We start from the raw sequence: 25,321 nt of genomic DNA, 5'->3' as shown, positions 1-25,321 counted from the left end.
TTAAAGTGAATTCAGGAAGGCCAGCAACGCGGCGCGCTGCTCGGCATTGAAGGTCAGTACGTACTGCTTGGCCGCTTCGGCCTCGCCGCCATGCCAGAGCACGGCTTCGAGCAGGCTGCGGGCGCGGCCATCGTGGAGAAACTGGGTGTGACCGCTGACGGTCTCGTTCAAGCCGATGCCCCACAGCGGCGGGGTGCGCCAGTCCTGGCCGCTGGCGGCGAACTCGCTGCGGTTGTCGGCCAGGCCCGGGCCCATGTCATGCAGCAGCAGGTCGCTGTAGGGGCGGATCAGCTGGTTGGCCAGCTCCGGCTCGGCGGCGTCGCTGGCGGTGGTGAATTGCGGCGTGTGGCAGCTCTGGCAGCCGGCCTGGTGGAACAAGTTCTTGCCGGCCAGCACCTGGGGCGAGTCGACGTCCTTGCGCACCGGCACCGCCAGGTTGCGGGTGTAGAACAGCACCAGGCGCAGGATGTTGTCGCTGACCTCCTGCTCGCCATTGGCGCCGTTGCCGTTGGGGGCGTTGAGGCAGTCGGTCTGCGCCGGGGTGCAATCGTCCATCGGCCGCAGGCTGGTGGTCAGGCCCATGTCGCCGGAAAACGCGTGGACATTCTGTTGGTTGAGGTTCGGTTGCCCGGCCTTCCAGCCGAAGCGGCCGACCACGGTCTTGCCCAGGGCATCGTCCCAGACCCGGTTGGCGCGACCACGGATACCGTCGCCGTTGCGGTCATCGGGGTCGGCATTGGCCAGGATCGCCGCCTCGGGGATGGCCTCGAGCAGGCCCAGGCCGATCATCGGCGGGGCGACGCGGGCGGAAAAGCGCGTGTCCGGATGCATCGGGCCGTAGCCCAGTTGACTGATTTGCAACCTGGGCTGGCGCAGCTCGACCTGAGTGCCGTCCTTGAAGGCCACGGCTACCGGGTCGTATTCGACCCTGACCTTGCCCTCGGGGGCGACACCGGGCACTGCCATGTCCTGAAACTGACCGCCATACACCGGCTCCGGAACGATGCCCAGTTGCTCGATGACCTTGGCGTACTGCGGCTGATCCGGGATCGACAGGCGCACCAGCATCGACACCGAGTTGGCGGCGGTGGGCCCGGGCGGGTGGCCGCGGCCGTCCTTGATGTGGCAGTTCTGGCAGGCATTGGTATTGAACAGCGGGCCCAGGCCGTCACGGGCGGTGGTGGTCGACGGCGCGATCACCCAGGGGCTGCGGAAGAAGCTGTTGCCGACACTGAAGTCCAGGCGCCGGCTCGGCGGCAGGTTCGCCGAAGGCATGGAATAGGCGTTCTGGTCGCGCTTGTTCACCGTCGCCTTGCCACCGGCCAGCGCTTCACCGGGCTCGGCCTGGGTGAAACGCGGTGCGTCGTCGCAACCGGCCAGAAGGACGGCCAGAAGCAGGGGACTGAGGCGGGGAAGCAACGAGGACATCAATAATCCTGGGGCTTGGGCAAAAAACCGGCGTGCAAGCTTAGCAGGCTCAGGGTAATTGAATAAGAGGGATTTGCGTTTGCTGGATGAAATCTATCGCGGGGCAAGCCCGCTCCTACAGGTGGCAGCGGGCTAGCCCGCGATGATGCGCATAAAAAAGGCGACCCGAAGGTCGCCTTTTTTACCGCCGCTGAATCAGAACTCGTGATCGGCGGTGTCTGGCGCCAGGTTGGCGATGCCCAGTTTGCTCGACGCCTGTTCGATTGCACCGGTCTGTTTGACCAGGGCGGCGATGGCGTCACGCACGATCTGGTTGCCGGCAGCATTATCGGCTGCGATCAGCTGGTCGTAGTGCTCGCCTTTGGCCGCGTGGTCGACCATGACCTGGATCTTGGCTTCGGTCGCTTCCAGGTCGGCCTTGAGGGTGGTGTCGGTGGCCGCGTCGACCTTGGCCACCAGCGACGACAGGCTCGGGCCGGTCAGCTTGGTGCCGTCGGTGCGGGTGTACTCGCCCAGGTAGACGTTGCGGATGCCCTTGGCGTCGTAGAAGTGCGAGTTGTGGGTGTTGTCGCTGAAGCAGTCCTGCTCGTCTTCAGGCGAGTTGGCCTCCAGGGAAACCTTCATGCGCTCGCCAGCCAGTTCGCCCAGCGACAGGCTGCCCATGCCGAACAGCATTTTGCGCAGGCCGTCGGCAACCGGCTCGGCTTCGAGGGTGGCGCGGTAGTTGGTGGCGACGTTCGGCGCCCAGTTGCCGACCATTTCTTCGAGGTCGTTGACCAGCAGTTGGGTCACGGCTTTCAGGTAAGCGCGACGGCGTTCATTGTGGCCACCGGTAGCGCCCTTGCCTTCGAGGTAGTCGGAAGCAGGACGAGCGCCAGCGCCTGGGCCGGTGCCGTTGAGGTCCTGGCCCCAGAGCAGGAATTCGATGGCGTGGTAGCCGGTGGCGACGTTGGCTTCGGAGCCGCCCAGCTCGTTCAGGCTGGCCAGTTTCTCCGGGGTGATGTCCTTGACGTCAACCTTGTCTTCGCCGACCTGCACTTGCGTGTTGGCGATGATATTGGCGGTGGCGCCAGGGTTGCCCAGGGCATGCTCGTAGCTCTTGTCGACGTAGTCGATCAGGCCTTCGTCCAGCGGCCAGGCGTTCACCTGACCTTCCCAGTCGTCGATGATGGTGTTGCCGAAGCGGAACACTTCGCTCTGCAGGTACGGCACACGGGCAGCGACCCAGGCGGCCTTGGCGGCGTTCAGGGTTTCATCGTTGGGCTTGGCGAGGAAGGCATCGATGGCGGTTTGCAGGGTCTTGGCGGTGCTCAGCGAGTCGCTGTAGACGGCATGGACCATGTCGGCGTAGTGCTTGACCACGGCTTTTGCCGCTGCCTCGTCGACGGCGCCAGCGGCGGCCGGTGCGGCAGCCGAGGAGGTGGCAGCCGGGGCTTGCGGTGCGGCGGCCTTGTCCTTGTCCTTGCTGTCGCCGCAACCGGCGAGAGAGATGGCAATGGCCAACAGACTGGCGGTGGCCAGAGGCATACGAATCATGGCGAATTCCTGCGTCGAGAGGTTGGACAGGCGTACCGGGGCACGCAAAACTGCAACATAATGCGAAAGATTTGCATTTTGTGTAAAGGGGCAGTCACGTAAATATTCAAATGCGTGTTTCCACCACTTCGGGCAATGCGAACAGGGGTTACAGAATCGAAACCTGGTTGCGCTGCGCCTGCTTGAGGAACGCGGTCAACTCCCGGGCAGGCAGCGGTTTGCTGTAGTGATAGCCCTGACCTTCGTGGCAACCCTGGGCGATGATGTAGGCCTCTTGTTCAGCTGTCTCGACACCCTCGGCAATGACCTGCATGCCCAGGCTCTTGCCCAGCTGGATGATGGCGCGAACGATGGTGGCATCGTCGTCGTCATCGAGCAGGTCCTGGACGAAACTCTTGTCGATCTTGATCTTGTCCAGCGGCAGCGACTTCAGGTAGCTGAGCGATGAGTAGCCGGTACCGAAGTCGTCAATGGCGATCAGCGCCCCGGAGCGGCGCAGGCTCAGCAGGTGCTGGGCGGCGGTGCTGATGTCTTCCATCAGGCCGGTTTCGGTGACTTCCAGCTCCAGGCTGCGCGGTGGCAGGCGGTAGATCTGCAGCAGGTTGTTGACCACCCGCGGCAGCTCGTTGTGGTGCAGTTGCACGGTCGACAGGTTGACCGCCATGCGCAGTTCGCTGAAGCCCTGGTCGTGCCAGTCGCGCAGTTGCCGGCAGGCCTGGTCGAGCACCCACTCGCCGATGGTGATGATGTTGCCGTTCTGCTCGGCCAGGGGGATGAACTGGTCCGGCGGAACCATGCCCAGTTCCGGATGCTGCCAGCGCAGCAGCGCTTCCACACCGACCACGCGATGGTCGCGGTAGCTGATCTGTGGCTGATAGACCAGAAACAGCTGGTTGCGCGGCAGGGCTTCGCGCAAGTCTTTTTCCAGTTCGCGACGGCGGCGCATCTCGCTGTCGACGCTGGCAATGTAGAACTGATAACGGTTGCGCGAGCGGGCCTTGGCCAGCGTCATGGTCTGTTCGGCCTTTTGCAGCAGCTTCTCGGTGCTGTCGCCGTCCTCGGGGAACAGGGTGATGCCGATGGTGGCACGCAGGCGGATTTCCTGATGGTCGAGGGCGAACGGCGCCTCGAGATCATCAAGAATGCTCTGGGCCAGCTCGGCAGCTTCGTAGGGCTGCTCGATATCGGCCTGGACCAGGGCGAACTGGTCGCCGCCCAGGCGCGCCAGGGCGCCAAGCCGGCCACTGTGGGCACGCAGGCGATCGGCCAGGGCCAGCAGCAACTGGTCGCCGGCCTGGTAGCTGAACTGCTCGTTGATGCCCTTGAAGTCGTCCAGGCCGACGCACAGCACCGCTACCCGGCGTTGCAGGCGGCCGGCGTCGACGAGGATCTTGTCCAGTTGCTGCTGCAGTTGCTGGCGGTTGGGCAGGCCGGTGAGGAAGTCGTACTGGGCCATGCGCAACAGGCTGTTCTCGGCTTCGTGGCGCAGGTGGGTGTTGCGCTCGATCGACGCCAGCAGCTGGTTGGCGGTATTGACCCACAGGCCCAGCTCGTTCTTTTCGTGGCCCTTGATCAGCGGCAGTTGATGCTGGCTGGGACGGTCGGGGTTGATCTGGGTGAGGTGCTCGATGATCTTCGACAGCGGCTTGGTCAGCATCCAGTGATAGACCAGGTACAGCACCAGGCCCATGGCCAGGGCGCGCAGCACGCCGGAAATGAAGATGATCACCGAACTGACCAGGAAGCCCTCGCCATATGCGGCGGTGTCGAGGGTAATGCTCAGGTCGCCGTAATATTCGCTATAGGGGCCACGGCCGACCAGTTGGGTGGTGAAGCTACGTTCCTGGCCGAGAATCAGGTCGGTTAACCAGCGGCTGGAAACTTCCTGCAGCGGGCGGGATTTTTCCGCCAGCATGGTTTCGTTGGGATGGCCGATGGCGGCCATGCGCACGGATTCGTCCTGGAACAAGCCCTCCATGACCTGCATGCCCATTTCCTTGTCGAGGCTGTACACCGCCTGGGTCGAAGGGTCACGGAACATGTCGAGGATCCGTTGAGCGTCATTGGCGACGGCCTGGCGGGTCTTGTAGACATCGAAGACGATCTGCGCACAACTGAGAACTACACCGACGACCAACGCCGAGAGCAGTACTACCCTGAGCAACTTGACCGATAAGCTGTTCTTGAGTTCCAGCTTCAATGGGGTTTCCTTAATCCATGCGCATGGCATCATTTTGCCATCAAACTTGGCAATCCACTATCGGCCGTCAACAGGACTTCTCCAGCTCCGCGAGGGTGCTTTTTTTGCACCCGGAGCAGGTTGGCTACCTGCCGTCACTGTATCGGTTGCCCGGCCTCGCGACTTTAATCCGTGGGAACGAGTTTCCCAACGTTTGATGTTAGCGCGCTCTGCGTGCGCGGCAAGATACACGGCGCGTGAATAGGATGAAAAATGTTGCAGCGAAGGCGCCCATAAAAAAGCCCACCGCTAGGGTGGGCTTTTCGGTCGCTCGATACCTTGTGCAACGTATCGATCAGCAGCCGGCTCAGGCAGTGAAGGTCTTGCCTTCGAACTGCTCGGCCACGAACTTCCAGTTGACCAGGTTCCAGAACGCCTCGACGTACTTCGGACGCAGGTTGCGGTAGTCGATGTAGTAGGCGTGTTCCCAGACGTCGCAGGTCAGCAGCGGGGTGTCGCCGCTGGTCAGCGGGTTGCCGGCGCCGATGGTGCTGGCCAGGGCCAGGGAACCGTCGGCTTTTTTCACCAGCCAGCCCCAACCGGAACCGAAGGTGCCGACCGAAGTCTTGGTGAACTCTTCCTTGAACTTGTCGAAGGAACCGAACGCGGCGTTGATGGCTTCAGCCAGGGCGCCGGTTGGTTGGCCGCCAGCGTTTGGCGCCAGGCAGTTCCAGTAGAAGGTGTGGTTCCAGACCTGAGCGGCGTTGTTGAAGATACCGCCCGAGGAGGTCTTGACGATCTCTTCCAGGGTTTTGCCTTCGAACTCGGTGCCTGGCACCAGGTTGTTCAGGTTCACGACATAGGTGTTGTGGTGCTTGTCGTGGTGGTATTCCAGGGTTTCCTTGGAAATGTGCGGCTGCAGGGCGTCGTGGGCGTAAGGCAGCGGCGGCAATTCAAAAGCCATGGTGATTCTCCTAATCAGGTCTGTTGCGGTGAGCGCAAGGCCGATCACGGGCGGCCGGTGTGCGTCGGCGAGTTTGTACTCTTTGCGACGCAAGGGCTGGATCATAGCACCGGGCCCGGTGCTTAACCACGCAACAAGTGTACGGGAAAGAGGTTCCAGAGCCTTTGCCGGTGCCGGACGAGCGGCGCCTCAGGTAAAGATCAACTGTGCCGCCACGGCAAACATCATCACCGCCACCATCAGGTCGAGCAGCCGCCAGGTGCCTGGGCGCGCCAGCCACGGAGCCAGCCAGGCGGCGCCCAGGGCCAGGGTGAAGAACCACAGCAGCGAGGCGCTGGCGGCACCGGCCACGTAGGCGCCGGGCACGGTTTGCTGGGCACCCAGAGAGCCGATCAACAATACGGTATCGAGGTACACATGCGGGTTGAGCAGGGTTACCGCCAGGGCGCTGAGCAGCACCGCCCGGCGCGAGCGCAGGCCCTGGCCCTCACCCTGATGCAGGCTCTGTTGCGAGCAGGCGCGCAGCAGGGCCTTGCCGCCGTACCAGATCAGAAACACCGCGCCGCCCCAGCGCGCCACTGCCAGCAGGGTCGGGTTCTGCGCCAGCACCGTGGCCAGGCCGAATACCCCGGCCGCCACCAGGATGGCATCGCAGACCACGCACAGCGCCGCCACCGGCAGGTGATGTTCACGGCGCAGGCTTTGCGCCAGGACAAAGGCGTTTTGTGTGCCGATCGCCATGATCAGGCCGAAGGCGACCAGCAGGCCGTTCAGGTAGCTTTGCCACATAGGGAAGACTCCACAGACACCCGCAGGGCGCGGGCGCAAACACAAAGAAGATGCTGGCCATTGTGGGGATTTCATCTGTATAAGAAAAACAAATAAAGCTGATCAGGCATTAGGAAAAATAATGTTCGATTACAAACTGCTTTCAGCCCTCGCTGCCGTTGTCGAGCAGGCCGGCTTCGAGCGCGCCGCCCAGGTGCTGGGTTTGTCGCAGTCGGCGATTTCCCAGCGCATCAAGCTGCTCGAGGCGCGGGTCGGCCAGCCGGTGCTGGTGCGCGCCAATCCGCCGAGCCCCACCGATGTCGGCCGGCGCTTGCTCAACCATGTACAGCAGGTGCGCCTGCTCGAACGCGACCTGCAAAGTCAGGTGCCGGCGCTGGACGAGGAGGGCATGCCCGAGCGTCTGCGCATTGCCCTGAACGCCGACAGCCTGGCGACCTGGTGGGCAGGAGCGGTGGGTGAGTTTTGTGCCGATCAGCAAGTGCTGCTGGACCTGGTCGTGGAAGACCAGGAAGTCGGCCTCAAGCGCATGCGCGCCGGTGAAGTGGCCGCCTGCCTGTGTGGCAGCGAACGCCCGGTGGCAGGCGCACGCAGCCTGTTGCTCGGCGCCATGCGCTATCGGGCCCTGGCCAGCCCGGCGTTCATGGCCCGCTACTTTCCAGCGGGCTTCGATGCCGCCCGCTTGTCGCGCACCCCGGCGCTGGTGTTCGGACCGGATGATTTTCTCCAGCATCGTTATCTGGCTTCCCTGGGTATTCAGGACGGTTTCCTTCATCACCTGTGTCCCTCTTCCGAAGGCTTTTTGCGCATGACCGAGGCAGGCCTGGGTTGGGGCCTGGTGCCGGAACTGCAGGTACGCGATCAGCTGGCCAGCGGGCGTCTGGTAGAAATATCAGCGGATAAACCCATCGACGTGCCCTTGTACTGGCATCATTGGCGCAATGGCGGGCAGTTGCTCGGCCAACTGACGGAACACCTGCGCCTCACAGCCGGGCAGTGGCTGGTGCCCTTGTAGGCCCTGGCGGCGTCAGCAGTATCTGAAAAACCTGTTTTAGGCGGAGTGCTACATGCGAATTCTGGTCACCGGCGCGAGCGGCTTCATTGGCGGGCGCTTTGCGCGCTTTGCCCTGGAGCAGGGCTTTGACGTTCGGGTCAACGGCCGACGCGCCGAAGGCGTCGAGCACCTGGTGCGGCGCGGCGCGCAGTTCATCCCGGGTGACCTGAACGACCCGGACCTGGCCCGGCGCCTGTGCCAGGGCGTCGAGGCGGTGGTGCATTGTGCCGGTGCGGTGGGTAACTGGGGGCGATACCAGGACTTCTATCAAGGCAACGTGGCGGTCACTGAAAACGTTGTCGAGGCTTGCTTGAAGGAGCATGTGCGGCGGTTGGTGCACCTGTCGTCGCCATCGATCTACTTCAATGGCCGCTCGCAGCTGGGTATCACTGAAGACCAGGTGCCGCGGCGCTTCCATGATCATTACGGGGCGACCAAGTACCTGGCCGAGCAGAAGGTCTTTGGGGCCCAGGAGTTCGGTCTCGAAGTGCTGGCCTTGCGTCCACGCTTCGTCACCGGCGCGGGCGACGTGAGTATCTTCCCGCGCTTGCTGCAGATGCAGCGCAAGCGGCGCCTGGCAATCATCGGCAATGGCCTGAACAAGGTCGATTTCACCAGCGTGCAGAACCTCAACGAGGCGTTGGTCAGTGCCTTGCTCGCCGACGAGGCAGCGCTGGGTCAGGCCTACAACATCAGCAATGGTCACCCTTTGCCATTGTGGGATGTGGTCAATTACGTGATGCGGCAAATGCACCTTCCGCAGGTTACCCGCTACCGTTCCTACGGCCTCGCCTACAGCCTTGCCGCCTTGAACGAAGGCGCCTGCCTGCTCTGGCCGGGCCGCCCGCAACCGACCCTGTCGCGCCTGGGGATGCAGGTGATGAGCAAGGACTTCACCCTCGACATCAGCCGCGCCCGGCAGTTTCTTGATTACCGCCCCAGCGTCAGCCTGTGGTCGGCGCTGGATGAGTTCTGCGGCTGGTGGAAAGCCCAGGACCTTCCGTCCGGCAAGGACTGAACCGGATCAAGGCTTTGCGGTCGATCAGTGCGCTGATCAGGCTTTATACTACTGACCATTTGCTATCACCGTGGTTGAAGGGATCCCATGCGTAACGATGCTCCAGATGATTTCGATAACGTGCCGACCTTGACCGCCGGTAGCCGTGATGACGATGATTTCGTACCGGTAGCGGGTGCGCGACGTGGCCATGCATCGGCTCCGCGCGCTGTACCGAAGGCGGCAAATACTGGCCCGCTGTGGGCATTGCTCGGCGCCTCGTTCATTGCCCTGGCCGGCCTTGGCTGGTGGAGTTTTCAACAGATTTCCCTGATGGAGCAGCAACTGGTTGCCACCCAGGAGAGCTTTGCCCGCATCAGTGAAGACGCGGCGGGGCGCCTGCAGGCGATCAGCGGTAAGGTTGCGGCCAGCGAGACCAGCGTCAGCACCGACAGCGAGGCCCTGAAGTTGCAGATCAAGCAACTGCAGGCGAGCCTGACCGAGCAGGGTAAGCAACAGCAAGGTGTGGCCGGGCAGACCGGCGATCTGGGCAAACGCCTGGAACTGGTACTGGCTCAGGCCAGTGAGCAACAGGCGGCCAACGCCAAGTTGCAGGAACAGCTGCAGGCTCAGCTCAAGCGGGTGAACGACGAGCTGGCTGCATTGAAGACGGCCCAGGTGGATGGCGGCAAGCTTGATGGTGAGCTCAAGAGCCTGAACGCTGAGGTGACGGCGTTGAAGAAGCAGGGCAACCCGACGGCGGCGATCCAGCGCCTGGAGCAGGACCTGATCGTGCTCAAGAGCGAGCAGGAGAACCGCCCGGCGCCTGCGGCCAGTGGCGGTGCGTCAACGGCGGAGTTCGATGCGTTTCGTGGCCAGGTGACTCGAAACATCAATACCTTGCAAAGCCAGGTGCAGAACCTGCAACAGCAGATCAACGCCCGGCCTTGATCGGCGCTAAACAGGGCCGCTGTTGCGGCCCATCGCCGGCAAGGCCAGCTCCCACACTGGATCTGCTTGCAGCGGACTTTGTGGGAGCTGGCCTTGCCGGCGATGGGCTGCAAGGCAGCCCCAAGGTTTACATCCGCGGATAATCGATATAACCCACCGGCCCCTTGGCATAGAAGGTCTCCGGGTGCGGCTCGTTCAGCGGTGCATCCGCCGCCAGCCGCGCCGGCAGGTCCGGGTTGGCAATGAACGGGATACCGAAGGCCACTGCATCGGCTTTGCCACTGGCCAGCGAAGCATTGGCGCTGGCTTTGGTGAAGCGCTCGTTGACGATATAAGGGCCGCCAAAGGCTTGCTTGATCAGCGCGCCAATGCTGTCGTCCGCTTCCTTCTCCCGCGAGCAGATAAAGGCAATACCGCGCTTGCCCAGTTCCCGGGCCACATAGGTGAAGGTCTCGGCACGGTTGGCATCGCCCATGTCATGGGCATCGGCCCGTGGCGCCAGGTGCACGCCAACCCTTTGCGCGCCCCAGACTTCGATCACCGCGTCAGTCACTTCCAGCAGTAGCCGTGCACGGTTCTCCAGCGAACCACCGTACTGGTCATTGCGCTGGTTGGTGCTGCTCTGCAGGAACTGGTCGATCAGGTAACCGTTGGCGGCATGCACTTCGACGCCATCGAAACCAGCCGCCTTGGCGTTCTCGGCACCGGTGCGGTAGGCCTCGACGATGTCGGCGATTTCTGCGCTTTCCAGCGCACGCGGGGTTGGGTAGTCGGCCAATGGACGCACCAGGCTGACATGGCCTTTCGGCTGGATGGCGCTTGGCGCGACCGGGGCTTCACCATTGAGGTAGCTGGGGTGCGAGATACGCCCCACATGCCACAGTTGCAGGAAAATCCGCCCGCCGGCGCCATGCACCGCCTTGGTCACGTTGGTCCAGCCACGCACCTGATCGTTCGACCAGATGCCCGGGGTGTCCGGGTAGCCCACGCCCATCGGCGTGACCGAGGTGGCTTCGCTGAGGATCAGCCCGGCACTGGCCCGTTGTACGTAGTACTCGGCCATCAGTGCGTTGGGCACCCGGCCTTCATCGGCGCGGCAGCGGGTCAGCGGGGCCATGATGATGCGGTTCGGCAGGTCGAGGTCGCCGAGGGTGATCGGATCGAAAAGAGTCGTCATATGTACCTCAAGGCCTATCAGTGAGTGGCAGGTGCCAGTTCGGCTTTGTTACCGCCCTGGCTGAAAGTGATCAGGGTGACGATCAGCGCCAGTACCGCCAGCGCTGCGGCGGCCAGGGGCACGCGGGTCAGGCCCAGGCCCTGGGCGATGACGGTGCCGCCGACCCAGGCGCCGAGGGCGTTGCCCAGGTTGAACGCGCCGATGTTCAGGGTCGAGACCAGGTTCGGGGCAGCCTTGCCGAAGGTCACCACGTTGACCTGCAGGGCGGGGACGGCGGCAAACGCTGCAGTGGCCCAGAGGAACAGGGTGATTTCCGCCGGGATCAGCGCAACGCTGGTCCAGCTCAGTACGGTGGAGACCACCGCCATGCTGGCGAACACGCCGATCAGGGTGGCGCCCAGGCGCTTGTCGGCAAGCTTGCCACCGAGGATGTTGCCCAGGGTCAGGCCCACGCCGATCAGCAGCAGGGTCCAGGTCACGCCTCGTGGCGACACCCCGGTAACATCACCCAGCAGCGGCGCGACATAAGTGAACAGGGCGAACATCGAGGCCGAGAACAGCACGGTCATCGACAGCGACAGCCAGATGCCGGCGCCTTTGAGCGCAGCCAGTTCGGCGCGCATGTCGAGTTTTTCTTCGTCATGCCGGAACGGCAGGAAGCGGATCAGGCCGATCAAGGCAATCACGCCGATCACGGTTACCGCCCAGAAGGTCGAGCGCCAGCCGTATTCCTGACCCAGCGCGGTACCCAGCGGCACACCCAGCACGTTCGCCAGGGTCAGGCCGGTGAACATCAAGGCGACCGCCGAGGCACGGCGGTTGGCCGGCACCAGGCTTGCCGCCACCACCGAACCGATACCAAAGAAGGCACCGTGGCACAGGGCGGTCACCACCCGGGCGAACATCAGCAGGTTGTAGTCGCTGGCCACCGCACACAGCAGGTTGCCGACGATGAACACGCCCATCAGCGCAATCAGCGCCGCTTTGCGCGGCAGGCGCGAGGTGGCCAGGGCCATGAACGGCGCACCGATGGCCACGCCCAGGGCGTAACCGGTGACCAGCCAGCCGGCGCCGGGAATCGATACCCCCAGGTCTGCCGCCACATCGGGCAGCAGACCCATGATGACGAACTCGGTAGTACCGATGGCGAAGGCGCTGAGCGCCAGGATTATCAGCGAAAGGGGCATTGCAAGGTCCTTGTCAGAGCTCTTGGCTCATCTGCTTGAGGAAGGCCTGGATGGTTTCCTCGTTGCGTTTGAAAAAATGCCACTGGCCAATCTTCTGGCTGCTGATCAGGCCCGCGCGCTGCAAGGTCGCCAGGTGGGCGGAGACGGTCGACTGCGACAGGCCGCAGCGTTGATCGATCTGCCCGGCACACACACCGTGTTCGGTGCTGTGGTGCTGGTCGGGGAACTGCGCGTCGGGGTCCTTCAGCCAGTTGAGGATTTCTCGCCGTACTGGGTGGGCCAGGGCTTTTATTATTTCGTCGAGATCGAGAGGCATGGTTGGGCTCGTGGTGTGTGTAGCGTTATATCGCGATGGGGCGAAATATAAATCGGTATTTCGCGATATACAAATATGATGTGGTTCTGAGCTCAGCTTGAATCGCTATATCGGGTTATAACGATATGGGTGGCAGGGTGCTAGAATCCCTCCCCATGAACTACCTCGCACACCTTCATCTCGGCGGTCAGCAGCCTGAGCAATTGCTCGGCAGCCTCTATGGCGATTTCGTCAAAGGGCCGCTGCAGGGGCGCTTCCCCTTGCCGCTGGAAGCGGCGATCCGTCTGCACCGGCAGATCGATGTCTACACCGACAGCCATCCGCTGGTGCTGGCGGCGCTGTCGCGCTTTCCGCGGGAGCGGCGGCGTTACGCCGGGATCATCCTCGATGTGTTTTTCGACCATTGCCTGGCCTTGCACTGGCAGGACTATGCCGAGCAGCCCTTGAGCCAGTTCACCGACCGCGTGTATCGGGTGCTCGCCGCAGAGCCGGCCCTGCCCGGGCGCCTGGCGCAGATTGCACCGTACATGGCCGCTGATGACTGGCTGGGGTCTTACCGCGATTTTGCGGTGCTTGAACAGGTGTTTCGCGGCATCGCCCGGCGCCTGTCGCGGCCCGAAGGCATGGACGGCGCGGTGGAGGAGGTGGCGGCGCTGTATGCGCCGTTGCTGGATGACTTTCGCAATTTCTATCCGCAGCTGCAGCGCTTTGCCCGGGCCAATACCTAGGCAGCCCTGGCCCGGCGTTGCTGTTGGACCGCCGGTTCGCTACCGAACAATGCCTGCTGGATCGCCTGCTGCGCCTTGAAGGCCAGGGCGGCGCGTTCTTCACCGGCGCTGGCAATCGGCGCGAGCAAATGGATCTCGACCTCAGCGCAATCATTGCTGAACAGCCGCAGCAGGTGCGAGAGCAGGTCGTCATCACCGATAAACGGCGCGATCGAATCGGTTTGCCCGTTGCGCAGGTAGCGCAGGGCCACCGGTTGCAGCGGTGTTTGCGTGTCGATGGCGCTGGCCAGCAGACGGCCGTGGAAGGTGCGCAGGCTGCGCCCGTCGGTGGTGGTGCCTTCAGGGAAAATCAACAGCGCGCAGTCTTGTTGCAGGTGCTGGCTGATTTGCTTGCGCAGCAACTGGCTGTCGTTGCCGCCACGGCGGATGAACAGGGTGCCGGCCTTGAGCGCCAGCCAGCCGGCCACCGGCCAGGTGCGCACTTCGGCCTTTGACAGGAACGACAGTGGCGCAAGCATGCCCAGCAACGGGATGTCGGTCCACGATACATGGTTGCTGACCCAGAGCGTCGGCTGTTGCGGCAACTGGCCCACCACCCGCACCTTGAACGGCAGGGCGTTGCTCAGTTTGCCCATGAACAGTTGCGACCAGCGCTGGCGGCGCTCGGTCGAGGCCGGCACGCGCAGGCGTTCATAGAGGGTGAACAGTGCGGCCATGGCCAGGCCGAACAGCACCACCAGCAGCACCCGAACCACGCGCCCATAGACGCGCAGGCGCTGCATCAGACCGCCGCCTTGAAGTGACGGGCATAGCGCGGGCACAGCTCGTCGCGCTTGAGCAGGATGAACACGTCGGCCACCTGGAAGTCTTCGTCCCAGCACGGCTCGCCGCAAATCTTCGCTCCCAGGCGCATGTAGGCCTTGAGCAGTGGCGGCATTTCGGCGATGACGTTGCTCGGCAGGGCCAGGCTCGGCAGCGGCTTCTTCGGTTCGGCGCGCAGATGCTCGGTACACAAGTAGCGTTCGCGCAGGCGCTGCATGATCGCATGGGCCTGCACGCCACCATCCTGCATGGGAATGCTGGCGCAGCCCATCAGGTAGCTGTAGCGGCCTTCGTTGAGCACTTCGGCCAGTTCCGCCCAGAGCACGGCGATGGTGCCGCCGTTGCGGTAGGCCGGGTCGACACAGGTGCGGCCCAGCTCGAGGATCGGCCCTTGCAGGTGGCCGAGGCCGTGCAGGCTGAACTCCTCTTCGCTGTAGAAGCGCCCCAGGCTGCTGGCCGCCTGATGATCGAGCAGGCGGGTGGTGGCGACCAGGCGCCCGCTATTGAGGTCGCGCACGCCGATGTGGCGGCAATGAATGTCATAGTCATCCATGTCCAGGCCCAGTTCGGCGCCTTTGAGCTTGGCCTTGAATTCACCGCTGAATACGCTGAAACGAAGGGCCTGTGCTTCCTGCAGGGCCGCCGGGCCGACCAGGCGTTCGGCTTGCAGACGGCGTTCAGTGCTGTTGTCGCCAGAGCGAGCGATCCGAGTCATTGCGTGTCTCCATAAGCCAGCCATGGGGTTGCGGCCGGTCGACTTTGTTGTGCAAGCTCAGCCTAGGTAGATGCGGTGTCACCCCCATGAACAATTGGTGATGCTTGTATGACAGCCCTCAAGGAGCGCTTCGATGACCTGGCTGCAACGACTCAACGACCGACAGCGACACCCTCAGGCGGCCAATCTGGCCGACACCTATTCCAGCCTGCTGGCGCGCCTGGGCCCGGTCAGCCCGTTCGAGCTGGCGGTGCTCGGCGGGCGGGCCATGGCCACCCCGGGCCTGGCCTTTCTGGTCGGTTATCAGGCAGCCCTGAGGGTGCTGTGGCCGAGCGCGCCGCAGAGCCTCGGTGCCCTGTGCGCCAGCGAGCGGCGCAGCGTGCGCCCGGCGGACATGCAGGTGCGTCTGGATGACCTGCGCCTGAGCGGCAGCAAGGACTTCGTCACCGCTGGGCTCGATGCCGAATGGCTGCTGGTGGCGGCGCGCTGCGAGGCGCAAGGGCAGCCGGTGGAACTGAGCCTGGCGGTGGTCTATGCCGGCGAGCCTGGCGTACGCCTCGAACCGCTGCCGGCCTTGCCGTTGATGCCGGAAGTCGGCCATGCCCGCCTGCATCTGCAAGGGGCGTTGTGCGAGCGCCTGGCGGGGGACGGCTGGGATGCCTACGTCAAACCCTTCCGCTCGCTGGAAGATCTCTATGTGCTCAGTGCCTTGTGTGCCTGGCTCTATGGCGTCGGCCAGGAAACGGGCTGGCCGCAAGGTCTGCAATTGCGCCTTATCGGCCTGCTCGGCGCGTGTGCCGAAAGCACCCGCCAGAGCGCTGATGCCGCGGCCAGTCATCTGCTGCTGGGCGGTCTGTTTGCCCAGTTCAACGCTTTGAAGGAGGAACTCAACCAGGCGCTGCTGGCCAGCCCAGGCGAGTGGGCAACCCTGTGGCAACGCGATCAGGGCTTGCTGGAGATCGCCAGCGCCGCCCGGGCCAAACGCCTGGCCAAGGCCTGGGCCGCCGCCGGACTGTCATGAAACGCTGGCAGGCTGGGCGAACCCTGGCCTTGAGTAAGCGGCATGAGCAAAGTGGCGTGGTGGATGCTGGCTGTGTTCGCCTTCAGCAAGGCAGTGCCGGCCGAGGAATACTGGCCTGTACCTGACTGGGCGGTTGCGCACGCTACCCACCAAAACGCCTGGCAGGCGGTCGAACGCTATGCCTTCGCCCCACGCGATGATCAGCAACGCCGGGGTGTACGCACCGACGCGCTGCTGGTGATCGCCGACGGGCGCATTGTCTACGAGCACTATGCCGCGCCCAGCACCGCCGAAACTGCGCACCTGACCTGGTCGATCAGCAAGAGCGTACTGGCGACCCTGCTCGGCGTTGCCCACGCCGAAGGCCGCTTTGACCTGCAGGATCCGGTCGCGCGTTTTTATTCACCGATGCGTGCCCATCCCCAGGTGCGCATCGAGGACCTGATGCACTGGGCCAGCGGCCTGGACTGGCAGGAAGACTACGAATATGCACCGCTCAAGTCCTCGGTGGTGGCCATGCTCTACACCCGCGGGCGCGGCGATATGGCCGGCTACACGGCGGCCAGGCCCGAAGCGGTCAGCCCCGGGCAACGCTTTCGCTACTCCAGCGGCGACAGCAACGTGCTGGCGGCTGCTTTGCGTGGCATGGTCGGCGACGCTGGTTATGCGGAGTATCCCTGGCGCGCTTTGTTCGAACCGTTGGGCATCGGCAGTGCAGTCTGGGAGCGTGACGCCAAAAGTACCCTGGTGGGTTCTTCCTACCTGTACATGAGTGCTCGCGATCTGGCCCGCATCGGCCTGCTGATGTTGCGCGAAGGGCGCTGGCACTCACGGCAGTTGCTGTCCAGCGAGTGGGTTACCTTCAATCGCCGGCCGTTCCTGCAGGCTACGGCCCAACCCGGTGAAGCCAATCCGGGTGGGCACTGGTGGCTCAACCTGCCGTTGCCCGGCAGCCCGCCACCCTGGCCGGATGCGCCGCCTGATACCTACGCAGCCCTGGGACACTGGGGCCAGGCGATGTATGTGCTGCCGACGCACAGGCTGGTGATCGTGCGATATGCCGATGATCGCGACGCCAGTTTCGCCCACAACGAACTGCTCAAGCGGGTACTGGCTGCGCTCAACGAGGTGCGGCCATGAAGCGCGTGTTGCTGGTGCTGTTGCTGCTGACAGGCGGCTGGGCCTGGTACGAACGCCAGGCCTTGATGGATTTCCCCGGCATTCTCAGTGCCTACTCGGCCAAGGAATACTGTTCGTGCCGTTATGTCATGGGCTTTGATTCGCAGTATTGCCAGGGCTACGTGCAGCAGTACCTGCCGCTGAGTCGCCTGGACGAGGACCTGCAGCAGCGGCTGATCAGCGCTGCCGGGCTGGGGGTAGAGAATCGTGCGCAGTGGCTGGGCCCGCGCGAGGGCTGTCGCTTGCTGCCGTGAAGGCAGCCGGGTAAGGTTGGCGATCATTGTGTTACAGGATTTCACATGTTCAGTCTGCCGCGTCTTCTGCTTGCCCTGCTGGTCGTCTTGAGTCTCCCTGCCCAGGCCAATTGGCACCTGGATGGCGAGTCGTCACGCCTGTCGTTCGTTTCCAGCAAGAATGGCGACACCGCCGAGGTGCATCGCTTCCTCGTCCTGCATGGCAAGGTCGATCGCAAGGGCGCCGCCGAGTTGCAGATCGAGATGGACTCCAACAGCAGCAGCGTGCCGCTACGTGATGAGCGCATGCGCAAGGAGCTGTTCGAGTTCAGCAAATTCCCCGAGGCCAAGGTCAACGCACAGATCGACCTGCGTCCGATCAACGACCTGGCCAACGGCGCCCAGGTGGAACTGCGCCTGCCGCTGACCGTCAGCCTGCATGGCAAGCAGCACAGCTACAGCGCCCTGTTGCTGGCCACGCGCCTGGATGAGCGGCGCTTTCAGGTGGTAACCCTGGAGCCGTTGATGCTGCGTGCTGATGATTTCGATCTGCTCCCGGGGCTTGCCACTCTGCGCAAGCTGGCCGGGCTCAAGTCCATCAGCCCGTCAGTGCCGGTGGCCGCGGTGCTGATCTTCACGGCGCGCTGATATGGCCGGACCGGTCTTTCCCTGGCGCGATGGCAATCAGTTCGAGCTATTGATCGACGGTCCGCAATTCTTCCCGCGCATGCTCACCGCGATCGTGCGCGCTGAGCATCAGGTCGACCTTGAGTTATACCTGGTCGAAGCGGGGGCCTGTGCCGAAACCATGGTCCAGGCCCTGGTGCAGGCCGCCGAGCGCGGTGTGCAGGTGCGTTGCCTGTTCGATGACTACGGTTCACTGGCCTTCACCCTGAGCTTGCGCCAGCGCTTGCTGGCCGCCGGCGTCGAGTTGCGCTGGTACAACCGCCTGCGCTGGCGCCGGGGCTTTCGCAACTTGTTTCGCGATCACCGCAAGTTGCTGTTGGTTGACCAGAGCTGGGCAGTGGTGGGCGGCACCGGCGTTACCGACCAGTTCTGGACACCAACGGAAGACGTCAGTGAATGGCACGAAGTGATGGTGCAGATGCAAGGCCCGCTGGTGGCCGACTGGCAGATGCTGTTCGACCGCCAGTGGCGGGCCAACTTGCGCCGTACGGCCTGGCGGCCACCGACCCATTTCGGCCTGTCGCGTTTGCCACGGATACCGCTCAGTGGCGCCGGCATGGGGCGGGTAGCCTACGCCGATGCCCGCCAGCACCGGGATATCCTGCAGTCGCTGGTGCGTGCCCTGAACAGCGGCCAACGGCGCATCTGGCTGGCCACACCGTATTTCTTGCCGACCTGGAAAGTCCGTCGCTCCCTGCGCCGCGCCGCGTCCCGGGGTGTCGATGTGCGATTGCTGCTGACCGGGCCACGCACCGATCACCCTTCGGTGCGTTACGCCGGCCATCGCTATTACCCGCGGCTGTTGCGCGCCGGGGTGAAAATCTTCGAGTACCAGCCGTGCTTCCTGCACCTGAAAATGGTGCTGGTGGATGACTGGGTGAGCATCGGCTCGTGCAACTTCGATCACTGGAACCTGCGCTTCAACCTTGAGGCCAACGTCGAAGCAATCGACCCGCCGTTGACCGCAGACGTGGCGGCAAGCTTCGAGCGCGACTTTGCCCAAAGCCTGGCCGTCGACCTGGCCCACTGGCATGCGCGGCCGTTGTGGAAGCGGGTGCAGCAACGTTTGTGGGGCTGGCTTGATCGCCTGGTGGTCAACCTGCTCGACCGGCGTGATTGAGCCTGTCGCAAGCTGACGGTCTATGGTGTCTTTACCTTTCCATTGCACCTGAAGGAGTTGATGACATGGCTGCGAAGAAGATTCTGATGCTGGTTGGCGACTACGTTGAAGATTACGAAGTGATGGTGCCGTTCCAGGCCCTGCAGATGGTTGGCCATAGCGTGCATGCAGTGTGCCCGGGCAAGAGCGCCGGGCAGACGGTGCGCACTGCGATCCACGATTTCGAAGGCGATCAGACCTACAGCGAAAAACCCGGGCACAACTTTGCGCTCAACTTTGATTTTGCCCAGGTCAAGGCTGATGACTACGACGCGCTGGTGATTCCGGGGGGCCGGGCACCGGAGTATCTGCGCTTGAACGAACAGGTGCTGGCGCTGGTCAAGGCGATCGATCAGGCCGGCAAACCCATTGCCGCGGTGTGCCATGGCGCACAGCTGCTGGCGGCGGCTGGCGTGCTCGAAGGGCGCGAGTGCAGCGCTTACCCGGCCTGTGCCCCGGAAGTGCGTCTGGCCGGAGGGCAGTATGTCGAGATCGCCGTCGATCAGGCCCATGTGCAGGGCAATCTGGCCTCGGCACCTGCCTGGCCGGCGCACCCGGCGTGGCTGGCGGGTTTCCTGCAACTGCTGGGTACGCGCATTACCCTGTGAACCAAGGTGCTGGCCGAAATACGAGCGCTTCGCGCTCGATCGTCGGCAAGGCCGGCTCCCACAGGTCAGGTGCATGAAGAGCCATTGTGGGAGCTGGCTTGCCAGCGATGAGGCCGGTACAGGCAAAAAAAAAGCGGCAGGGGAATAATCCCCCTGCCGCTTTTTTCTATCAGCAAACCTTTACGGCTTACTTCACTTCCACCGCCAGGCTTTCAGCGATCTTGTGCTGCCAGATCGCTGGGCCGGTGATGTGTACCGATTCGCCGTTGCTGTCGACCGCGACGGTGACCGGCATGTCCTTGACCTCGAACTCGTAGATCGCTTCCATGCCCAGTTCGGCAAATGCCAGGACCTTGGACTTCTTGATCGCCTGGGCTACCAGGTAGGCAGCGCCGCCGACGGCCATCAGGTACACGGCCTTGTTGTCCTTGATCGCTTCGATGGCGGTCGGGCCGCGCTCGGATTTGCCGATCATGCCCAACAGGCCGGTTTGCTCGAGGATCTGACGGGTGAACTTGTCCATCCGCGTCGCGGTGGTCGGGCCGGCCGGGCCAACCACTTCGTCACCAACCGGATCAACCGGGCCGACGTAGTAGATGAAGCGACCCTTGAGGTCGACCGGCAGTTCTTCGCCCTTGTTGAGCATCTCGACCATGCGCTTGTGCGCAGCGTCGCGACCGGTGAGCATCTTGCCATTGAGCAGGATGGTCTCGCCCGGCTTCCAGCTCTGCACGTCTTCCGGGGTCAGGGTGTCGAGGTTGACACGGCGGGCCGACGGGCCGGCTTCCCAGACGATTTCCGGGTAGGCGTCCAGCGATGGCGCTTCGAGGTCAGCCGGGCCGGAACCGTCGAGCACGAAGTGGGCGTGACGGGTGGCGGCGCAGTTAGGGATCATGCACACCGGCAACGAGGCGGCGTGGGTCGGGTAGTCCATGATCTTGACGTCGAGCACGGTGGTCAGGCCGCCCAGGCCCTGGGCGCCGATGCCCAGCTGGTTGACCTTGTCGAACAGCTCCAGGCGGATCTCTTCGATGCGGTTCTGCGGGCCACGGGCCTTGAGCTCGTGGATGTCGATGGATTCCATCAACACTTCCTTGGCCATCACCGCGGCTTTCTCGGCGGTGCCGCCGATGCCGATGCCGAGCATGCCCGGTGGGCACCAGCCAGCACCCATGGTCGGAACGGTCTTGAGCACCCAGTCGACGATCGAGTCGGACGGGTTGAGCATGGCCATCTTCGACTTGTTCTCGGAGCCGCCGCCCTTGGCCGCCACGTCCACTTCCACGGTGTTGCCCGGGACGATGGAGTAGTGGATGACCGCCGGGGTGTTGTCCTTGGTGTTTTTACGCGCACCTGCCGGATCGGCCAGGATGGAGGCACGCAGGACGTTTTCCGGCAGGTTGTAGGCGCGGCGCACGCCTTCGTTGATCATGTCGTCCAGGCTCATGGTCGCGCCGTCCCAGCGAACGTCCATGCCGACGCGCACGAACACGGTGACGATACCGGTGTCCTGGCAGATCGGCCGGTGGCCGGTGGCGCACATGCGCGAGTTGATCAGGATCTGGGCGATGGAATCGCGCGCAGCAGGCGACTCTTCACGCAGATAGGCCTCATGCATGGCCTGGATGAAATCAACGGGGTGGTAGTACGAAATGAACTGCAGGGCGTCGGCAACGCTCTGAATCAGGTCGTCTTGCTTGATCACGGTCATGCAGCGCGCTCCTCTTAAAGACGGGAACATTCATTAAGGTATTCCGACGCGGACTGGCCGAGGTGTCGAAACGACCTTCAACAGGCGCCAACGCAAGGCTGTCGGCGCAAAAAAGGCGCGGCAGTATAGCGCGCATCCGCCGCTGGTACACGTACCAAAGGTCCCCACCAAGGTCGGCAGTGGCCGGGCACTGTTCTTGCCTGAGCGTTTGCCCGAGCGATTTGTGCAAACATGGCAATTATTCTTCACACACCCTAAAGTGGCGGTTGGCCATGCCCCATTCCTCTGCCCTGGCCAGAGCACGGTGAGTCACCTGTGACCGAAACAGCGCTGCAGAAACTTCTCCTCAAACGCTTTCTCATGGCGGCTGGCACTTATCTGCTGGTGTTGGCGCTGGTCTGGGTGGCGCTTTTGAGCGGTCATCTGCAAGCCTCCCTGAATGCTTTGCTGCTGGGTAGTGGCCTGTTGCTGGTGTGCCAGTTGCTGCTCGGCTGGGTATTTGCCAGCGGCCACAACCTGCGTTTTAGCGACCCGAGCCTGACCGAATTCCAGGTGCTGCTGGCGATCGGCTGGCAAACCTGGCTGTTGGCCCAGCTTGACCAGGGCCGCGGCACCTTCCTGATGTTCTACCCCTTGATCCTGATGTTCGGCCTGTTTCACCTGAGCGGGCGGGTGTTTGTGCGCTGCGCGCTGCTGGTGTTGTGCAGTTTCGTTGGGCTGATTGCCTGGGAGGCTTGGCAGGCAGCACATTTCGATGGGTCGTTGCTGGCGTTGCAGGCCTGTGCCTTGCTGGTGGTGCTGTGCTGGTTGTGCCTGTATGCCCGCTATGTTCAGGCCGCACGCCAGCGCATGCGCCAGCGGCGCTATGCCCTGCAAGCCCATCAGGACACCTTGCGCGGCATGATGCGCCAGCTTGAAGACCTGGTCGCCACCGACGAGCTGACCGGCCTGTTCAACCGTCGGCACTTCCTGAGCCTGGCCACCTGCGAACTGGAGCGGATGCGCGCGGACAGTTGCCATGGCCTGGCGCTGATCGACCTCGACCATTTCAAGCGAATCAATGATGTGTATGGTCATGCCGCCGGTGACCAGGTGCTGCAGGTGTTTGCCACGATCGCCAGCGACTGCCTGGGTGACACTGCAGTACTGGCCCGTTACGGCGGTGAAGAGTTCGTGCTGTTGCTGCCTGATTGCAGCGAAGAGCAATTGGCCAGCTGTTGCGAGCGGCTGCGCAAGGCTTTTGCCCTGGCCCAGCCACCGGCCGTCGGATTGCGGGTCGAACCGTTGAGCCTGTCGGCAGGGATGACTCTGCTGAGCGAAGGTGATGACCTCGATGATGCCCTGCAGCGCGCCGACCAGGCCCTGTATCGGGCCAAGCGCAGCGGACGCAATCGCTGCCTGGCCGCCTGGGAGGCCGTCGATGCCTGAGTTGCGGGTCGGTGAGCGGCAATGGACGGTGGCGCCGGGCAGCAACCTGCTCGATGCCTTGAATGATGCCGGGTTGTCGGTGCCCTACAGTTGCCGCGCGGGCAGTTGTCACGCCTGCCTGGTGCGCTGCCTGCAGGGCCAGCCGGGGGATGCCCGGCCCGATGCCCTGGCGGCGGACAAACGCCAGCAAGGCTGGCGCTTGTCGTGCCAGTGCAGCGTCGAGGAAGACTTGCAGGTGGCCTTGTTCGACCCGCTCCAGGATGGCTTGCCGGCCCAGGTTACCAGCCTCGACTGGCTGAGCCCGACCGTGCTGCGCCTGCGTCTTGAGCCACAAAGATCGCTGCGCTATCAGGCCGGCCAGCACCTGGTGTTGTGGAGCCCGAACGGGGTCGCCCGGCCTTACTCGCTGGCCAGCCTGCCGGGGGAGGAGGGCTTTCTGGAGTTTCATCTCGATTGCCGGCAACCCGGCGCTTTCTGCGATGCCGCGCGGCAACTGAGTCTCGGTGCAACGCTGCGCCTGGGCGAATTGCGCGGCGGGGCCCTGCATTACGATCCGGACTGGCAGGAACGCCCGTTGTGGCTGCTGGCCGCCGGTACGGGGCTGGCGCCGTTGTGGGGGATTCTGCGCGAGGCGCTGCGCCAGGAGCATCACGGCCCGATTCGCTTGCTGCACCTGGCCCATGACGAACAGGAACATTACCTGGCGCCGGCCCTGGCGGCGCTGGCCAGCCGCCACCCGCAGCTGCAGGTCGAGCTGCTGACCCCGGCTCAATTGCCCCAGGCCCTGGCGGCGTTACGTTTGCAGTCACGCCAGACCGTGGCCCTGGCGTGTGGCTCTGCAGCCAATGTCGAACAGTTTTCCCGGCGCATGTTCCTCGCCGGCCTGCCGCGCAACCAGCTGTTCGCCGACATTTTCATCGGTCACGCCTGATTCCGGCCAAAAAAAAGCCCCGCAGCACAGGCTGCAGGGCTTTGTTCAGCAGTGTCCGAGCATCAGACCAGCGAATCACCGACGTGCAGGATCTTCATGCCGTTGGTGCCACCGATGGTGTGGTAGCTGTCGCCTTTGGTCAGGATCGCCCAGTCACCTGGCTCGACCGCGCCACGCTGCAGCAGCTCGTCGACTGCCGCCTGGCTGACTTTCTCGGCCGGCAGGGCTGCCGGGTCGAAGGCCACCGGGTACACACCACGGAACATCGCGGCGCGGGCCAGGGTGGCGCGGTGCGGCGAGAAGGCGTAGATCGGCACCGAAGAACGCAGGCGCGACATGATCAACGGGGTGTAGCCACTTTCGGTGAGGGCGATGATCGCCTTGACGCCGGGGAAGTGGTTGGCGGTGTACATGGCCGCCAGGGCGATGCTTTCGTCGCAGCGCTCAAAGCGGGTGTGCAGACGGTGGCTGGACTTCTGGCTGGTCGGATGCTTTTCCGCGCCCAGGCAGATGCGCGCCATGGCCTGTACGGCTTCGATCGGGTAGGCACCGGCGGCACTTTCGGCCGACAGCATCACCGCGTCGGTGTTATCCAGCACGGCGTTGGCCACGTCGGATACTTCGGCACGGGTCGGCATCGGGTTCTGGATCATCGACTCCATCATCTGGGTCGCAACGATCACCGCCTTGTTGTTGCGGCGGGCGTGCTGGATGATCTTCTTCTGGATCGCGATCAGCTCGGCATCGCCGATTTCCACGCCCAGGTCGCCACGGGCAACCATGACCGCGTCACTGGCGGCGATCAGGCCGTCGAGGGTCTCGTCATCGGCGACCGCTTCGGCGCGCTCGATCTTGGCCACCAGCCAGGCGCTGCCGCCGGCTTCGTCGCGCAGGCGACGGGCGTATTCCATGTCGGAGGCATCGCGCGGGAAGGAAACGGCCAGGTAGTCCAGGTCCATTTCGGCTGCCAGCTTGATGTCGGCCTTGTCTTTTTCGGTCAGGGCCGGGGCGGTCAGGCCGCCGCCGCGACGGTTGATACCTTTGTGGTCGGACAGCGGGCCGCCGATCAGTACTTCGCAGTGCAGGGCATCGGCAGTGGCGCTGGTTACGCGCATGACCACGCGGCCGTCGTCGAGCAGCAGTTCATCACCGACGCCGCAGTCCTTGACCAGGTCCGGATAGTCGATGCCGACGATTTCCTGGGTGCCTTCGGTCAGCGGGTGGGCGGTGGAGAAGGTGAAGCGGTCACCGACCTTGAGTTCGATACGCTTGTTGCTGAACTTGGCGATACGGATCTTCGGCCCTTGCAGGTCACCGAGCAGCGCCACGTGGCGGCCCAGGCGGGCGGCGATTTCGCGGATCAGGCGCGCGCGAGCCTTGTGCTCGTCAGGCGTGCCGTGGGAGAAGTTCAGGCGAGCAACATCCAGGCCGGCGAGGATCAGTTGCTCGATCACTTCCGGCGAGTTGCTGGCGGGGCCAAGGGTGGCGACGATTTTGGTACGGCGGATGGTCATGCACAGACTC

24 protein-coding genes are annotated in these 25,321 nt (G+C 63.7%); 12 read left to right on the top strand and 12 right to left on the bottom strand.

Annotated features, from left to right (window positions below):
• From LOY45_RS21680 to LOY45_RS21660, 5 genes are all read right to left on the bottom strand, one after another.
• Positions 1–1,428: a di-heme oxidoreductase family protein gene (locus LOY45_RS21680; protein ID WP_115085463.1), complete on the bottom strand. Its 1,428-nt coding sequence runs from the start codon at positions 1,426–1,428 to the stop codon at positions 1–3.
• A gap of 195 nt (positions 1,429–1,623) precedes the next feature.
• Complete coding sequence (locus LOY45_RS21675) at positions 1,624–2,964, bottom strand: imelysin family protein (protein WP_115085464.1); 1,341 nt, start codon at positions 2,962–2,964, stop codon at positions 1,624–1,626.
• A gap of 148 nt (positions 2,965–3,112) precedes the next feature.
• Positions 3,113–5,194 carry a putative bifunctional diguanylate cyclase/phosphodiesterase gene (locus LOY45_RS21670; protein ID WP_415842519.1) on the bottom strand — a complete coding sequence of 694 codons (2,082 nt, stop codon included), beginning with the start codon at positions 5,192–5,194 and terminating at the stop codon, positions 3,113–3,115.
• Between the two features lie 316 nt (positions 5,195–5,510).
• Complete coding sequence (locus LOY45_RS21665; RefSeq protein ID WP_010220832.1) at positions 5,511–6,107, bottom strand: superoxide dismutase; 597 nt, start codon at positions 6,105–6,107, stop codon at positions 5,511–5,513.
• Between the two features lie 189 nt (positions 6,108–6,296).
• A complete protein-coding gene (locus tag LOY45_RS21660) occupies positions 6,297–6,896 on the bottom strand; it encodes a LysE/ArgO family amino acid transporter (protein WP_115085466.1) in 600 nt (199 codons plus the stop codon).
• A 121-nt stretch (positions 6,897–7,017) separates the two neighbouring features.
• Between LOY45_RS21660 and LOY45_RS21655 the strand changes: the two genes are divergently transcribed.
• The 3 genes from LOY45_RS21655 to LOY45_RS21645 all read left to right on the top strand — a co-directional run bounded on the left by LOY45_RS21655 (position 7,018) and on the right by LOY45_RS21645 (position 9,895).
• On the top strand, positions 7,018–7,908 hold the full coding sequence (locus LOY45_RS21655) for a LysR family transcriptional regulator ArgP (RefSeq protein WP_115085467.1): 891 nt from the start codon (positions 7,018–7,020) through the stop codon (positions 7,906–7,908).
• Between the two features lie 52 nt (positions 7,909–7,960).
• Complete coding sequence (locus tag LOY45_RS21650) at positions 7,961–8,965, top strand: NAD-dependent epimerase/dehydratase family protein (RefSeq protein WP_115085468.1); 1,005 nt, start codon at positions 7,961–7,963, stop codon at positions 8,963–8,965.
• 87 nt (positions 8,966–9,052) lie between these two features.
• Entirely contained in the window at positions 9,053–9,895 is an 843-nt protein-coding gene (locus LOY45_RS21645; RefSeq protein ID WP_115085469.1) for an ATPase, read from the top strand.
• 127 nt (positions 9,896–10,022) lie between these two features.
• On the opposite strand, the gene LOY45_RS21640 is transcribed toward LOY45_RS21645, so the two are convergent.
• The 3 genes from LOY45_RS21640 to LOY45_RS21630 are packed head-to-tail and all read right to left on the bottom strand — an operon-like array spanning position 10,023 to position 12,575.
• Positions 10,023–11,072, bottom strand: coding sequence for an alkene reductase (locus tag LOY45_RS21640; RefSeq protein ID WP_115085470.1), 1,050 nt, complete (start codon positions 11,070–11,072; stop codon positions 10,023–10,025).
• Positions 11,073–11,089: 17 nt separating this feature from the next.
• Positions 11,090–12,259, bottom strand: coding sequence for an MFS transporter (locus LOY45_RS21635; protein WP_115085471.1), 1,170 nt, complete (start codon positions 12,257–12,259; stop codon positions 11,090–11,092).
• A 13-nt stretch (positions 12,260–12,272) separates the two neighbouring features.
• The gene (locus tag LOY45_RS21630) at positions 12,273–12,575 is read right to left on the bottom strand and encodes an ArsR/SmtB family transcription factor (protein ID WP_028943335.1); all 303 of its coding nucleotides are present in this window, start codon (positions 12,573–12,575) and stop codon (positions 12,273–12,275) included.
• A 155-nt stretch (positions 12,576–12,730) separates the two neighbouring features.
• Here LOY45_RS21630 and LOY45_RS21625 point away from each other — a divergent pair, with 155 nt between their 5' ends.
• Positions 12,731–13,303 carry an acyl carrier protein phosphodiesterase gene (locus LOY45_RS21625; protein WP_115085472.1) on the top strand — a complete coding sequence of 191 codons (573 nt, stop codon included), beginning with the start codon at positions 12,731–12,733 and terminating at the stop codon, positions 13,301–13,303.
• Here the strand turns inward: LOY45_RS21625 and LOY45_RS21620 are convergent.
• Positions 13,300–14,085, bottom strand: coding sequence for a lysophospholipid acyltransferase family protein (locus LOY45_RS21620; protein WP_134061444.1), 786 nt, complete (start codon positions 14,083–14,085; stop codon positions 13,300–13,302). The two genes, LOY45_RS21625 and LOY45_RS21620, sit on opposite strands and share 4 nt — an antisense overlap.
• Positions 14,085–14,840, bottom strand: coding sequence for an L-ornithine N(alpha)-acyltransferase (gene olsB, locus LOY45_RS21615; RefSeq protein ID WP_134061445.1), 756 nt, complete (start codon positions 14,838–14,840; stop codon positions 14,085–14,087). Before olsB ends, LOY45_RS21620 begins: the two co-directional genes overlap by 1 nt.
• Positions 14,841–14,973: 133 nt before the next feature.
• On the opposite strand from olsB, the gene LOY45_RS21610 reads away from it, so the two are divergent.
• From LOY45_RS21610 to LOY45_RS21585, 6 genes are all read left to right on the top strand, one after another.
• A complete protein-coding gene (locus LOY45_RS21610) occupies positions 14,974–15,861 on the top strand; it encodes an acyl-CoA dehydrogenase middle domain-containing protein (protein WP_134061446.1) in 888 nt (295 codons plus the stop codon).
• Between the two features lie 63 nt (positions 15,862–15,924).
• The gene (locus tag LOY45_RS21605; RefSeq protein WP_115085697.1) at positions 15,925–17,001 is read left to right on the top strand and encodes a serine hydrolase domain-containing protein; all 1,077 of its coding nucleotides are present in this window, start codon (positions 15,925–15,927) and stop codon (positions 16,999–17,001) included.
• Positions 16,998–17,294, top strand: coding sequence for an amidase (locus LOY45_RS21600; RefSeq protein ID WP_115085476.1), 297 nt, complete (start codon positions 16,998–17,000; stop codon positions 17,292–17,294). Before LOY45_RS21605 ends, LOY45_RS21600 begins: the two co-directional genes overlap by 4 nt.
• A 45-nt stretch (positions 17,295–17,339) precedes the next feature.
• Positions 17,340–17,921 (top strand): YceI family protein, encoded by a 582-nt coding sequence (locus LOY45_RS21595; protein WP_115085477.1) that lies wholly within the window; start codon positions 17,340–17,342, stop codon positions 17,919–17,921.
• Between the two features lies 1 nt (position 17,922).
• Complete coding sequence (locus LOY45_RS21590; protein WP_134061447.1) at positions 17,923–19,080, top strand: phospholipase D-like domain-containing protein; 1,158 nt, start codon at positions 17,923–17,925, stop codon at positions 19,078–19,080.
• 65 nt (positions 19,081–19,145) lie between these two features.
• Positions 19,146–19,727 (top strand): DJ-1/PfpI family protein, encoded by a 582-nt coding sequence (locus LOY45_RS21585; protein WP_134061448.1) that lies wholly within the window; start codon positions 19,146–19,148, stop codon positions 19,725–19,727.
• Positions 19,728–19,914: 187 nt separating this feature from the next.
• Here the strand turns inward: LOY45_RS21585 and LOY45_RS21580 are convergent, their stop codons facing one another.
• Positions 19,915–21,438, bottom strand: coding sequence for a fumarate hydratase (locus tag LOY45_RS21580; protein WP_045197431.1), 1,524 nt, complete (start codon positions 21,436–21,438; stop codon positions 19,915–19,917).
• Positions 21,439–21,753: 315 nt separating this feature from the next.
• On the opposite strand from LOY45_RS21580, the gene LOY45_RS21575 reads away from it, so the two are divergent.
• The gene (locus LOY45_RS21575; RefSeq protein ID WP_258578337.1) at positions 21,754–22,866 is read left to right on the top strand and encodes a GGDEF domain-containing protein; all 1,113 of its coding nucleotides are present in this window, start codon (positions 21,754–21,756) and stop codon (positions 22,864–22,866) included.
• On the top strand, positions 22,859–23,797 hold the full coding sequence (locus LOY45_RS21570; RefSeq protein ID WP_233673899.1) for an iron-sulfur-binding ferredoxin reductase: 939 nt from the start codon (positions 22,859–22,861) through the stop codon (positions 23,795–23,797). Before LOY45_RS21575 ends, LOY45_RS21570 begins: the two co-directional genes overlap by 8 nt.
• 62 nt (positions 23,798–23,859) lie before the next feature.
• Here LOY45_RS21570 and pyk read toward each other — a convergent pair whose 3' ends face one another.
• Positions 23,860–25,311, bottom strand: a complete 1,452-nt coding sequence (pyk, locus tag LOY45_RS21565) for a pyruvate kinase (protein ID WP_115085482.1) — start codon at positions 25,309–25,311, stop codon at positions 23,860–23,862.
• Between the last annotated feature and the right edge of the window lie 10 nt (positions 25,312–25,321).

The organism is Pseudomonas wadenswilerensis (genome assembly GCF_024749185.1).
GTDB lineage: Bacteria > Pseudomonadota > Gammaproteobacteria > Pseudomonadales > Pseudomonadaceae > Aquipseudomonas > Aquipseudomonas wadenswilerensis.
Note: the sequence above shows the minus strand (reverse complement) of the source record. Positions and strands in the feature narration are given on the sequence as shown.

Excerpts from the sequence above, each read along its gene's own strand:
- olsB (WP_134061445.1), bottom strand. The coding sequence starts at position 14,840 with ATGACTCGGATCGCTCGCTCTGGCGACAACAGCACTGAACGCCGTCTG.
- LOY45_RS21655 (WP_115085467.1), top strand. The coding sequence starts at position 7,018 with ATGTTCGATTACAAACTGCTTTCAGCCCTCGCTGCCGTTGTCGAGCAG.
- LOY45_RS21580 (WP_045197431.1), bottom strand. The coding sequence starts at position 21,438 with ATGACCGTGATCAAGCAAGACGACCTGATTCAGAGCGTTGCCGACGCC.
- LOY45_RS21660 (WP_115085466.1), bottom strand. The coding sequence starts at position 6,896 with ATGTGGCAAAGCTACCTGAACGGCCTGCTGGTCGCCTTCGGCCTGATC.
- LOY45_RS21600 (WP_115085476.1), top strand. The coding sequence starts at position 16,998 with ATGAAGCGCGTGTTGCTGGTGCTGTTGCTGCTGACAGGCGGCTGGGCC.
- LOY45_RS21610 (WP_134061446.1), top strand. The coding sequence starts at position 14,974 with ATGACCTGGCTGCAACGACTCAACGACCGACAGCGACACCCTCAGGCG.
- LOY45_RS21570 (WP_233673899.1), top strand. The coding sequence starts at position 22,859 with ATGCCTGAGTTGCGGGTCGGTGAGCGGCAATGGACGGTGGCGCCGGGC.
- LOY45_RS21635 (WP_115085471.1), bottom strand. The coding sequence starts at position 12,259 with ATGCCCCTTTCGCTGATAATCCTGGCGCTCAGCGCCTTCGCCATCGGT.
- LOY45_RS21665 (WP_010220832.1), bottom strand. The coding sequence starts at position 6,107 with ATGGCTTTTGAATTGCCGCCGCTGCCTTACGCCCACGACGCCCTGCAG.
- LOY45_RS21640 (WP_115085470.1), bottom strand. The coding sequence starts at position 11,072 with ATGACGACTCTTTTCGATCCGATCACCCTCGGCGACCTCGACCTGCCG.
- LOY45_RS21630 (WP_028943335.1), bottom strand. The coding sequence starts at position 12,575 with ATGCCTCTCGATCTCGACGAAATAATAAAAGCCCTGGCCCACCCAGTA.
- LOY45_RS21645 (WP_115085469.1), top strand. The coding sequence starts at position 9,053 with ATGCGTAACGATGCTCCAGATGATTTCGATAACGTGCCGACCTTGACC.
- LOY45_RS21670 (WP_415842519.1), bottom strand. The coding sequence starts at position 5,194 with ATGCCATGCGCATGGATTAAGGAAACCCCATTGAAGCTGGAACTCAAG.
- LOY45_RS21590 (WP_134061447.1), top strand. The coding sequence starts at position 17,923 with ATGGCCGGACCGGTCTTTCCCTGGCGCGATGGCAATCAGTTCGAGCTA.
- LOY45_RS21680 (WP_115085463.1), bottom strand. The coding sequence starts at position 1,428 with ATGTCCTCGTTGCTTCCCCGCCTCAGTCCCCTGCTTCTGGCCGTCCTT.
- LOY45_RS21605 (WP_115085697.1), top strand. The coding sequence starts at position 15,925 with ATGCTGGCTGTGTTCGCCTTCAGCAAGGCAGTGCCGGCCGAGGAATAC.
- LOY45_RS21620 (WP_134061444.1), bottom strand. The coding sequence starts at position 14,085 with ATGCAGCGCCTGCGCGTCTATGGGCGCGTGGTTCGGGTGCTGCTGGTG.
- LOY45_RS21625 (WP_115085472.1), top strand. The coding sequence starts at position 12,731 with ATGAACTACCTCGCACACCTTCATCTCGGCGGTCAGCAGCCTGAGCAA.
- LOY45_RS21675 (WP_115085464.1), bottom strand. The coding sequence starts at position 2,964 with ATGATTCGTATGCCTCTGGCCACCGCCAGTCTGTTGGCCATTGCCATC.
- LOY45_RS21595 (WP_115085477.1), top strand. The coding sequence starts at position 17,340 with ATGTTCAGTCTGCCGCGTCTTCTGCTTGCCCTGCTGGTCGTCTTGAGT.
- LOY45_RS21585 (WP_134061448.1), top strand. The coding sequence starts at position 19,146 with ATGGCTGCGAAGAAGATTCTGATGCTGGTTGGCGACTACGTTGAAGAT.
- pyk (WP_115085482.1), bottom strand. The coding sequence starts at position 25,311 with ATGACCATCCGCCGTACCAAAATCGTCGCCACCCTTGGCCCCGCCAGC.
- LOY45_RS21650 (WP_115085468.1), top strand. The coding sequence starts at position 7,961 with ATGCGAATTCTGGTCACCGGCGCGAGCGGCTTCATTGGCGGGCGCTTT.